Genomic DNA, 9,415 nt, shown 5'->3' with positions numbered 1-9,415 from the left:
CGGCGAGGGCGCGCAGGCGCTGCTCGTCGGGGCGGTCGGCGCCGCCGAGGCCGAGGGAGACGCCGTGCGGCACCACCGTGACGCCGCGCTCGCGCAGCCGCAGCAGCGACTCCGCGATGTGGCCGGGACAGACGTTCTCGGCGACGACCTCGACCCAGTCGACACCGCCCGCCGCACCGGCCATGCGCTCGACGGCGTCGGCGATCTCCGGCCGCCAGCCGATCCCCGTCCCCAACTGTGCGATCTGCTCCATCGTCCCCTCCTCGGTCACGTCGGCCACGGCTGCACCAGGACTGCGACTCGTCGTGCCACGTCTCCCTGCGCGGACCCGTGTTCCGGCGTGACGGAGTCATGGCCCCGGGATGCGGGTCCGAACCCCGTGGAGGGGACCTTCAGAGCAACATTTGAGCTTTCTACTGGACCGCCGGCTGGCCCTGGTCCTTGTTGATCTCCTCCGGGTCGGGACGGCCGGTGGGGACCTTGTTGGACGGGAAGGGCGACGGCTTCGACTGCACGTCCGGGTTGGTGGACGGCACCGCGGGGGGCGCGGCGGGCGGCACCTGACCGGGGACGGGCGGCGGCGGGCCGGTCGGGCTGGCGGTACCGCTGACCGAGTTGTTGGCGATGGTCGCGAAGTCGACCTCGCCGGTGCCCTCCAGGATCGTGATGTGGTCCAGCACGGTCTGGTTGGCGTCGGAGGCCAACTGGCGGATCAGCGTGTTGCGGGTGGAGTTCCGCACGGAGGCGATCGCCGGGAAGATCTTGCCGTGAGCGGTCCGCAGCAGGTTCGCCCAGACCTTGTTGTACTCGGCCTCGGTCTTCGCGGCGGTCATCTGGTCGAGGAAGCCCTGCTGCTCCGCCGTCGGCTGGTTCGGCAGCTCGACACCCAGCTTCGCCGCGATGACCCGGGACCGCTTGTCGAGGTCGGTGTGGCCCACGATCAGGTGGTCGGCGGCCTCTCTGACGGCCTTGCTGCCGCTGCGCTCCAGAGCCTGCTGCCCGGCGGGCAGCTCCCACAGACCCGCCAGCCGCACACGGATGAGCAGGTCGCGGTCGCCGGGGGTGAGCGGCCCCCACTGCGTGGTCACCGTGTCACCGGTGAGCGCGGCCGCGGCCGTGGCGTTGCGGTTGGGGTACGAGTAGAAGATGGGGTAGGCGACCGCGGTGAGCGTGCCGGCGATCGCCAGGGCGACGAGGACAGAGCCCTTGGAGCGTCGCAAATGAGCCTCCCGGAGGAAACCAACTGATCGTTGGGGACTGACTGTTGCTTGGGGGTGCGGAGATGACCGCAGTGTGCCGGGCCCGGCCGCCGCCCGCAGGCGGAGCCGGGGCCGCGTCAGATCGTGCCGTTGGCGATCGCGTCGAAGTCGACCTGTCCGGTCTTCTCCAGCATCGTGATGTGGTCGAGCACGGTCTGGTTGGTGTCCGAGGCCAGCTGGCGCACCAGGGTGTTCTCGGTCTGGTTCCGGATCGTCCCGATGGCCGGGAAGATCTTGCCGTGGGCGGAGCGCAGCAGGTTGGCCCACACACGGTCGAACTGGTCGTCCGTCGCGTTGTCCATCTGCTGGAGGAAGCCCTGCTGCTGCTCGTTCGGAACGTTCGGCAGATCGACGCCGAGCTGGGACGCCACGGCCCGCGCCCGCTCGTCGAGGTCCTTGTGGCCCACGATCAGGTGGTCCGCGGCTTCCTTCACGGTCGGGCTGCTCGACCGTTGCATCGCCTTCTCGGCGGCGGGCAGCTCCCACAGTCCCGCCAGCCGCACACGGATGATCAGGTCCCGGTCGGAGGCCGTCAGCGGCCCCCACTGCGTGTTCACCGTGCCGGCGGCCATGTTGGCCTGGGCGGTACCCGAGCGGTCGGCGTAGGACCATACGGGGAACGCCAGTGCGCCGACGGTGACGACGAGGGCAAGGCTGGCGATGAGCGAGCCGTTGAGACGCCGCAAAGTGATCCTCCCGGATGATGCCAACTGGTCGTTGGGGCAGTTACTTGGCCAGTGCCGGAAGATACGTGCGGGGCGGCGGAGTTGTTCAACGAGCTTTGAACCTGCTGAGTACATCCGGTTCGGGCGGACGTTCAGGCGGACACGATTCAACGCGGCCCCGGGTGGGCGCCGGTCGAACGGGGCTCAGCCGCGCAGCGCCCGATGGTCCGCGACCACCGTGCTGGAGCCCGGGGCGACCTCCGTGAAGCCCGCGTCACGCACGAGGGGGAGACCGGTGGTGGTGAGGGCCTGCCAGTGGGCGGGGGCGGCGGTGCGGACGGCGAGCGGGAAGCCCGCGTCCCGCCAGACGGCGCGGGCCGGGTCGTCGAGGTCCCACCAGGCGAGCTGGGCGCCGTGACCGGCCTGGGCCATCGCCTTGCCCGCCGACATGTCGACCTCGGGGTTCATCCAGAGCACCGGGGCGGCGGGGTCGGGACCGGCCGGCGGTTCCGGGTCGTCGAGGTCCGTGCCGGAGACCTGGAGGCGGGCCAGGTCCTTGGGCCAGCCGTCGAGGGGGACCGGCGGGAAGACGCGTACCTCGGCCGACTTGCCCGCCACGGTGATCCCCGGCAGCGCCTCGGCCCGCCGCCACTCCGCGCCGCGCGCCCGCCGGACCACCTTGCGGATCCGGGCGTCCTGCCAGCTCCGCATCGCCTCGGCCCATTCTCCGTCGCCCAGCGACCGCGCGTCGCTCAGCATCACCAGCACCGCCCGCGCCGCCGTCTCCAGCGCGTCCGTACGCGCCGGCGGAGCGCCCCGCTCGATGCGCGCGACCAGGGGCAGCACGAACTGCGGCGCCTCGTCACGCGAGGTCCGCTCGTCCCGGAAGGGGCTGTCCTGGGCGGGCGTGGGGGCCGGAGTGGGGACGGGGGCCTGGGTGGAGGTCGGGTCGCTCGTGGTCACCCGCCCAGTCTGCCAGGCGGAAGGTGCCCTCCCCGGACCCGCACTCGCCCGCTTGTACGAGGATGGGGGCATGGAACGTGAGTTACTGCTGAGGCTGGACGGTGTCGGCCGCCGTTACGGGTTCCGTGGCGCCTGGGTGCTGCGCGGCGTCGACCTGGAGATCGCCCCCGGCGCGCTGATCCGGGTCGAGGGCGCGAACGGCACCGGCAAGTCGACGCTTCTGCGCGTCCTCGCCGGGCTCGACGCCCCCACGGAGGGCCGGGTGACGGGGCGCCCGCGCACGGCGTACGTCCCCGAACGCTTCCCCGCCGCGCTGCCGTTCACCGCCGCCGAATACCTCACTCATCTCGGCGCCGTCCACGGCCTGGACCGACCGGCCGCCGCCCGCGCCGCCGCCGAGTGGCTGGAGCGCTTCGGGGCCGCCGAGTACGCCCGTACGCCGATGGCGGAGCTCTCCAAGGGCAGCAGCCAGAAGGTCGCCGTGGCCCAGGCGCTGCTCGCCGAACCGGAGTTGATCGTCCTCGACGAGGCATGGACCGGCCTGGACGCCGACGCCCGCGACGAGTTGGAGCGCGTGGTGGTCGAGCGGACCGCCGCCGGGGCCGCGGCGGTGTTCGTCGACCATGACCCGCGGCGGCTGGCGGGGGTGCCGGACGCGACGTACGCGGTGGTCGGGGGCTCCCTCGATCACCTTGGCGGGAAGGGGACCTCGCGGGCGGGGACGGGTGACCTCTTGGTGGCCGCCTCAGCCTCAGCCTCTGCCTCAGTCGCCGCTTCTGTCGTCGTCGAGGGGCGGGGACCGTCGGGCGCCCGAGTCCCGGACGAGGTAGGGAAACTGGCGACGGCCGTCTCGGAAACGGCCTCCGGGGCGCACCGGTTCACCGTCCCGCAGGCCGGCTCGGACGTATTGCTCAGGGCGTTGCTGGAGGCTCGCCCGCCGTGGCACGTGGTGAGCGTGGGTCCGGCCTCCGCTCCGGCCGACTCACCGGAACCGGAACCGGAACCGGAACTGGAATGGGAACTGGAAGTGGAGAGCTCCTGATGACCGCCCTTCTCCGTTACCAGGCAGCCCTCTTGGTCCGCTCCCAGCGCTGGCTGCCGCCCGTCATCCTGTACGCGGCGTTCCTCGCCATCGGTGTGCAGAGAGGGCAGCCGGTGCTCGACTCGCTCGGCTACACGGCCGCCGCGCTGCTGCCCGTGTCCGCCTGGCTGATGCGGATCTGCGTCACCAACGAGCCGCCCGCCGCCCGTAGTTGTACGGGAGCGGCGGCCGGACCGGGCCGGGCGCACCTGGCCTGTGTCCTGGTTGCCTTCTCGGCGGCCGCGCTCCTCGGCACGGTGGCCACGGTCCTCGTCACGATCATCAGCGCCCCCACGAGCACGGACCACCAGACGCGCGTCGAGGCACTCCCGGCGGGCGGCGCGGGCATCCTGGCCGCGCTCGCCTGCGCCCTCCTCGGCACGGCGGTCGGCGCGCTCACCAACTGGCCGCTGCTGCGCTCGCCGGGCCGATCCGTTCCCACCCTGCTCCTCGGCGCGCTGCTGGCCCTGGTGGTGGCCGGGTCCCCGGCCCGGATCGCGGTCACCGCCCTGGTCGACGGCTCGCAGCACGCGACGATCCCGGTCCCCGTCCTGCCCCTGATCGCGGCCGGGCTCATCACGGCTGCCGCGACCGCCGTGGCCTGCGCCCTGACGACCCGCCGCTCAGCCTGAGCAGGCGGTCCGCTCGGCCTCCCGCCATTCGCACACCGGGCACAGGGTGATCCCCTTGTGGGACTCCGGGTACTCGGTGGGCCTCTGGCACAGTACGCACTCGGCGAAGGGCGGGCCGTCGGATGTGGCGGGGTCCTGAGGGCGGGCCTCGGCCGGTTCCGCGGTCGTCGGTTCGGTGCCGTAGCGGTCGCTCATGTTTCCAGCGTAGAGCGACCGCGTGGGGCCGGCTCAGGGCGCCGCGTCCGCCATCGCCGCGGTCGCTGTCGCCGCCGCTGCCGTCGTCGCCGTCGTCCCGACCAGCTCCGACACCTTCACGAACCGGAAGCCGCGCTCCCGAAGCGCCGGCACGATCTTCCGTACGGCCCGCTCCGTGACCGGCGCGGCACTCCGGGTGCAGTGCATGACCACGACGGACCCCGGCCGCACGCCCTCCAGCACCTCCCGCACCACCTCGTCCGGGTCCGTCGCGAACGCGTCCCCGCTCACCACGTCCCACTGCACGGCCGTCACGCCGGACGCGCTGAGCTGCCGCAGCGCGCGGCTGTCGTAGCAGCCTCCGGGGAACCGGAAATACGGCATCGGATCCGTCACCCCCGCGGCTCGGAACACCCGATAGGCCCGCTCCAGATCCGCCCGCATGCGCCCCGGCGCCATGGTCGGCAGGCCGTGGCAGTCCTCGGTGAAGGCGTGATGGCTGTACGAGTGGTTCGCCACCTCGAACTGGGGGTCCCGCCCGATGGAGCGTGCCTGGATCGGATACTCCTCGACCCACCGCCCCGTCATGAACACCGTGGCCGGAACCTTCAGCTGCCGCAGCGCGGCGATCAGCTCCGGATTGTCGAACCGTTCGCCCGCGGCGGCCCGCTCTCCCTGATCCGCGGCCATGTCCGCGTCGAAGGTGAGCGCCACGGTCTTGTCGGTGCGGGTCCGCAGGCCGTGCTCGAACACCGGGGTCAGCCCGGCCGGTCCCGGCGCGAGCGTGGGCGGCCGGGACGACGACGCTGCCGAGGGGCTGGCGGTGGCGTTCACGATGCGCGTCGAGGCATGCGGGGTGCCACAGGCGGCGAGAGCGGCGCCGAGTGCGCCGAGTGCGCAGAGCGCGGTGATTCTTCGTACAGGACTGATCACCGCACGAAAGTACGGCGGTGGGGTCAGCGGGTAGTCGGTTTAGCTGCCGGATTACAGGGAGTCCGGCACGAAGTCACCCGCCTGGGTGATGAAGGGGGTCCAGGCGGCGGGGGAGAGGGTCAGCTCCGGGCCGGCGGAGATCTTGGAGTCGCGGACGTGGATGGTGGAGGGGAGGGTGGCGACTTCTACGCAGTCGTCGCCCTCGGTGCCGCTGTACGTCGACTTTCGCCAGGCGAGCGCGATCTCGACGCAGCTGTCGCCCTCAGTGCCGCTGTAGCTGCTCTTGAACCAGGCGAGTTCGGGCCTGCTCATTACGCTCCTCGCAATCGCTCCAACAGCCCCTCGGAATCGGCGGGTGAGAGGGCCTGCGAGCGCAGTGTCGCATACCGCTGGCAGAGCACACTGACCTCTTTCACGTCGGAGATCAGCCGACCGCTTTTCTGCCCTTCCGAGTAGGCGTGGCGCCGTCCGTCCGGTAGCTCAACGAGTTGTAGGGGTCCATCGAGGCAGGCGTGATGCCTGCTGTTCAGCGGCATGACCTGAACCACGACGTTCCGCAGCCGGATGTGTTCCAGGAGATGGTCGAGCATCCCGCGTGTGACCTCCGGGCCCCCCAACTCCCGCCGCAGAACGGCCTCTTCGATGATGAAGCTGAAGGAGGTGTTGGGCAGCTCGTGGAACAGCCGCTGCCGTTCCGTTCGCGCGGTCACCTGGGCTTCGAGTTGTTCGTCGGTCCGGGGCGGAATGCTCTCCCCGAACACGGCCCGCACATACGGCTCCGACTGAAGCAACCCCGGCACCAACCGGCACTCGTACGTGCTCAGACTGACCGCCTGGCCCTCCAGTCGCGCCCACTTCCGGAACCACGACGCCAACCCCGGCTGCCGCGACAGATGCTTCGCCGCTCTCAGCAGCGCCCCCGTGTCCCCCAACACCTGATCCGCCCGCTCCACGAACACCTCGTCCGCCATCCGCCTCCCCAGCTCGATCGAGGCGACCGTGTGCACACTGAACCGAACCAGCGGCGCGAACTGCTCCCTCGTGTGTCCGTGATGCTCCCGCAGCGCCTGCACGAATGCCCCGAACGTCTTCAGACTGTCGGACGGGTCGGGTTCCCAGTCGACGCTCATGCTCGGCCACCTCCGGGTGAGTCGGATCTCCTCACGATCAACTCACCCAGAGTCACGAACGGTTACGCGTACTGTCCATCGAACACGCATGTACGGCGACGTGCCGTACATGCGTGTTCCCCTCATTCCGCTCGGCTCAGGTCACGTACGTCGCCACGGCCCCGTCACCGCGAAGGTCGTGCCCGGGGTGTAGCAGTTGACGTACATCGTGTCGCCGTCGGGGGAGAAGGTGACGCCTGCGAACTCGCCCCACTCGGGTTCGGTGGGGGTGCCGATGTTCTGGGCGTTGCGCGCCATGGCGTAGACGTCGCCGCGGCGCGTGACACCGTAGACGTGTTGGGTGCCGTTGCCGTCCTCGCAGACCATGAGGCCGCCGGAGGGGGCCAGGCAGATGTTGTCGGGGGACTCGCCGGGGAGTTGGAGGTCGGTGTCGGGGCCGAAGGCGATCACCAGGGTGAGGGTGCGGTGGTCGGGGTCGTAGCGCCAGATCTGGCCGTAGTGGTCGGCGGCCGAGCCGTCCGCGCTGCGGGCGAAGGAGGAGACGAAGTAGACGCTGCGGCCGCCCCAATAGCAGCCTTCCAGTTTCTGCGCGTGGGTGATGCCCTTGGGGCCGAAGTCCTGGTGGCGGATGGCGGTTTGGGTGGCCAGGGGGTCGGGGACGTCCACCCACTCGATCCCCTCGAAGCGGGCTCCGGGGTCCTGGATGGGGGAGAGGTCGGGTACGCCGGGGACCCGCATCGCCTGGAGCCGGCCGCCCGCGCGCAGTGAACCCAGGCCGCCCTTCGGCCTGTTGGGGAGGAAACGGTAGAAGAGGCCGAAGGGGCGCTCGAAGGCGTCCTCCGTCTCGTAGACCACTCCGCGCTTGGGGTCGACGGCGATCGCCTCGTGCTGGAAACGGCCCATCGCGGTCAGAGGGACGGCTCCCGAGCGGCGCGGGTCGGCCGCGTCGACCTCGAAGATGAAGCCGTGGTCCTTGGTGTAGCCGTTGGTGCCGGCCTTGTCCTCGTTCTCCTCGCAGGTCAGCCAGGTGCCCCAAGGGGTGGGACCGCCCGCGCAGTTGACCGCGGTGCCGGCGATGGCGACGCGTTCCGCGAGGACCTTGCCGCGGGCGTCGAGGGTCAACGACGTACAGCCGCCCTTGCCCATCGGGTCGTAGGTGAGGCCCTCGATCGTGGGGACCGGGATGCGGCCGTTGTGACGGTTCTCGTGGTTGCGGACGAGGTGGACGCGGCCGTGTCTGCCGGGGAAGGCGGACATACCGTCGTGGTTGCTGGGGACCTGGCCCTCGCCGGAGCGGAGGGGGTCGCCCTCGCGGGAGAGGACCCGGTAGCGGAAACCTTTCGGCAGGTCGAGCAGGCCGTTCGGGTCGGGGATCAGGGGGCCGTAGCCGGAGTGGCCGAGGTCGCTCTGCGCGGCGGCCGAGCCCGCGAAGAGTTCGGACAGGGCTCCGGTGAACGCGATGCCTGCGATGCCTGCGCCCAGGGCGCCGGAACGGGCGAGGGCCTGACGGCGGGTCACTGACATGGGACTACCTTCCTGTTGGCGGACAGGATGTGACCCGCCTGTGTGTATCACGCGGTCACGGCCACGTGAACCACGCGAGGAGGGGGAGGCGGAGGAGTCGTCCCGGTGTCACTCGGTCGGAGGGGGCGGGAACGGTGGGGGCGGGGGAGACGGATGGGGCCGTGGAGGCGGGTCCGGTGGAGGGCCTGCCTGGGCCCGTTCCAGGAAGCGGAGCAGCTCCACCGGGAAGGGGAGCACGAGGGTGGAGTTCTTCTCGGCGGCGACCGCCACCACCGTCTGCAGCAGGCGGAGTTGGAGGGCGGCGGGCTGCTCGGACATCTGCTGGGCGGCCTCCGCGAGCTTCTTGGATGCTTGCAGCTCCGCGTCCGCGTTGATGATGCGGGCTCGGCGTTCGCGGTCGGCCTCGGCCTGGCGGGCCATGGAGCGTTTCATGGTGTCGGGGAGGGAGACGTCCTTGATCTCCACGCGGTCGATGGTGACGCCCCACTCCACGGCCGGGCTGTCGATCATCAGCTCCAGCCCCTGGTTGAGCTTCTCGCGGTTGGAGAGGAGGTCGTCGAGGTCGCTCTTGCCGATGATCGAGCGCAGGGAGGTCTGGGCCATCTGGGAGACGGCGAAGCGGTAGTCCTCGACCCGGATGACCGCGTTGGCCGCGTCGACGACCTTGAAGTAGACCACCGCGTCGACACGTACGGTGACGTTGTCGCGGGTGATGCCCTCCTGGGCCGGGACGGGCATCGTCACGATCTGCATGTTGACCTTGCGGATGTGGTCGATGCCGGGGACGACCATGGTGAAACCGGGGGTTCTGGGCCCGCCGCGCAGGCGGCCCAGGCGGAAGACCACGCCTCGTTCGTACTGCTTGACGACCCGGGCCGCGGCAGCGACGTACACGACGGCTGCGGAGCCGACCGCTGCGGCGGCTATGAGCAGCTCTTCTACCATGACGACCCCCTTGAGTCGTCCCCTGTCGATGGTAATACCACGATATGGCGGGGCGGGGGCGGGTGGGCACCCGGTGCCGGGGCTGGGC

At 70.9% G+C, this 9,415-nt stretch carries 12 protein-coding genes; 2 read left to right on the top strand and 10 right to left on the bottom strand.

Annotated features, from left to right (window positions below):
* The 4 genes from AWZ10_RS04315 to AWZ10_RS04300 form a co-directional block, all read right to left on the bottom strand.
* The coding region (locus AWZ10_RS04315; RefSeq protein WP_208618445.1) for a multinuclear nonheme iron-dependent oxidase at positions 1 to 253 on the bottom strand (253 nt) is incomplete at its 3' end.
* Positions 254 to 413: 160 nt separating this feature from the next.
* Complete coding sequence (locus tag AWZ10_RS04310) at positions 414 to 1,220, bottom strand: DUF4142 domain-containing protein (RefSeq protein ID WP_046708219.1); 807 nt, start codon at positions 1,218 to 1,220, stop codon at positions 414 to 416.
* A 116-nt stretch (positions 1,221 to 1,336) separates the two neighbouring features.
* Positions 1,337 to 1,945, bottom strand: a complete 609-nt coding sequence (locus AWZ10_RS04305) for a DUF4142 domain-containing protein (protein ID WP_046708220.1) — start codon at positions 1,943 to 1,945, stop codon at positions 1,337 to 1,339.
* Between the two features lie 183 nt (positions 1,946 to 2,128).
* A complete protein-coding gene (locus AWZ10_RS04300) occupies positions 2,129 to 2,887 on the bottom strand; it encodes a peptidyl-tRNA hydrolase (RefSeq protein WP_060890478.1) in 759 nt (252 codons plus the stop codon).
* A gap of 70 nt (positions 2,888 to 2,957) precedes the next feature.
* On the opposite strand from AWZ10_RS04300, the gene AWZ10_RS53460 reads away from it, so the two are divergent.
* Entirely contained in the window at positions 2,958 to 3,929 is a 972-nt protein-coding gene (locus AWZ10_RS53460; protein ID WP_060890477.1) for an ABC transporter ATP-binding protein, read from the top strand.
* A complete protein-coding gene (locus AWZ10_RS53455) occupies positions 3,929 to 4,600 on the top strand; it encodes a hypothetical protein (RefSeq protein ID WP_046709064.1) in 672 nt (223 codons plus the stop codon). The genes AWZ10_RS53460 and AWZ10_RS53455 overlap by 1 nt, the downstream gene beginning before the upstream one ends.
* Here the strand turns inward: AWZ10_RS53455 and AWZ10_RS04285 are convergent.
* From AWZ10_RS04285 to AWZ10_RS04260, 6 genes are all read right to left on the bottom strand, one after another.
* Positions 4,592 to 4,795 (bottom strand): hypothetical protein, encoded by a 204-nt coding sequence (locus tag AWZ10_RS04285; RefSeq protein WP_060890476.1) that lies wholly within the window; start codon positions 4,793 to 4,795, stop codon positions 4,592 to 4,594. The genes AWZ10_RS53455 and AWZ10_RS04285 overlap by 9 nt on opposite strands.
* 33 nt (positions 4,796 to 4,828) lie before the next feature.
* Positions 4,829 to 5,728: a polysaccharide deacetylase family protein gene (locus AWZ10_RS04280; protein WP_046709062.1), complete on the bottom strand. Its 900-nt coding sequence runs from the start codon at positions 5,726 to 5,728 to the stop codon at positions 4,829 to 4,831.
* A gap of 51 nt (positions 5,729 to 5,779) precedes the next feature.
* Entirely contained in the window at positions 5,780 to 6,040 is a 261-nt protein-coding gene (locus AWZ10_RS04275; RefSeq protein WP_060890475.1) for a DUF397 domain-containing protein, read from the bottom strand.
* Entirely contained in the window at positions 6,040 to 6,858 is an 819-nt protein-coding gene (locus tag AWZ10_RS04270; RefSeq protein WP_060890474.1) for a helix-turn-helix domain-containing protein, read from the bottom strand. Before AWZ10_RS04270 ends, AWZ10_RS04275 begins: the two co-directional genes overlap by 1 nt.
* Positions 6,859 to 6,999: 141 nt before the next feature.
* Positions 7,000 to 8,382, bottom strand: coding sequence for a PhoX family protein (locus AWZ10_RS04265; protein ID WP_060890473.1), 1,383 nt, complete (start codon positions 8,380 to 8,382; stop codon positions 7,000 to 7,002).
* A 108-nt stretch (positions 8,383 to 8,490) separates the two neighbouring features.
* Positions 8,491 to 9,327 (bottom strand): slipin family protein, encoded by an 837-nt coding sequence (locus tag AWZ10_RS04260; protein WP_060890472.1) that lies wholly within the window; start codon positions 9,325 to 9,327, stop codon positions 8,491 to 8,493.
* Between the last annotated feature and the right edge of the window lie 88 nt (positions 9,328 to 9,415).

The sequence above is a fragment of the Streptomyces europaeiscabiei genome (assembly GCF_001550375.1).
GTDB lineage: Bacteria > Actinomycetota > Actinomycetes > Streptomycetales > Streptomycetaceae > Streptomyces > Streptomyces europaeiscabiei.
This window is presented reverse-complemented; position numbering and strand designations above follow the sequence as displayed.

Excerpts from the sequence above, each read along its gene's own strand:
- AWZ10_RS04275 (WP_060890475.1), bottom strand. The coding sequence starts at position 6,040 with ATGAGCAGGCCCGAACTCGCCTGGTTCAAGAGCAGCTACAGCGGCACT.
- AWZ10_RS04260 (WP_060890472.1), bottom strand. The coding sequence starts at position 9,327 with ATGGTAGAAGAGCTGCTCATAGCCGCCGCAGCGGTCGGCTCCGCAGCC.
- AWZ10_RS53460 (WP_060890477.1), top strand. The coding sequence starts at position 2,958 with ATGGAACGTGAGTTACTGCTGAGGCTGGACGGTGTCGGCCGCCGTTAC.
- AWZ10_RS04270 (WP_060890474.1), bottom strand. The coding sequence starts at position 6,858 with ATGAGCGTCGACTGGGAACCCGACCCGTCCGACAGTCTGAAGACGTTC.
- AWZ10_RS53455 (WP_046709064.1), top strand. The coding sequence starts at position 3,929 with ATGACCGCCCTTCTCCGTTACCAGGCAGCCCTCTTGGTCCGCTCCCAG.
- AWZ10_RS04285 (WP_060890476.1), bottom strand. The coding sequence starts at position 4,795 with ATGAGCGACCGCTACGGCACCGAACCGACGACCGCGGAACCGGCCGAG.
- AWZ10_RS04265 (WP_060890473.1), bottom strand. The coding sequence starts at position 8,382 with ATGTCAGTGACCCGCCGTCAGGCCCTCGCCCGTTCCGGCGCCCTGGGC.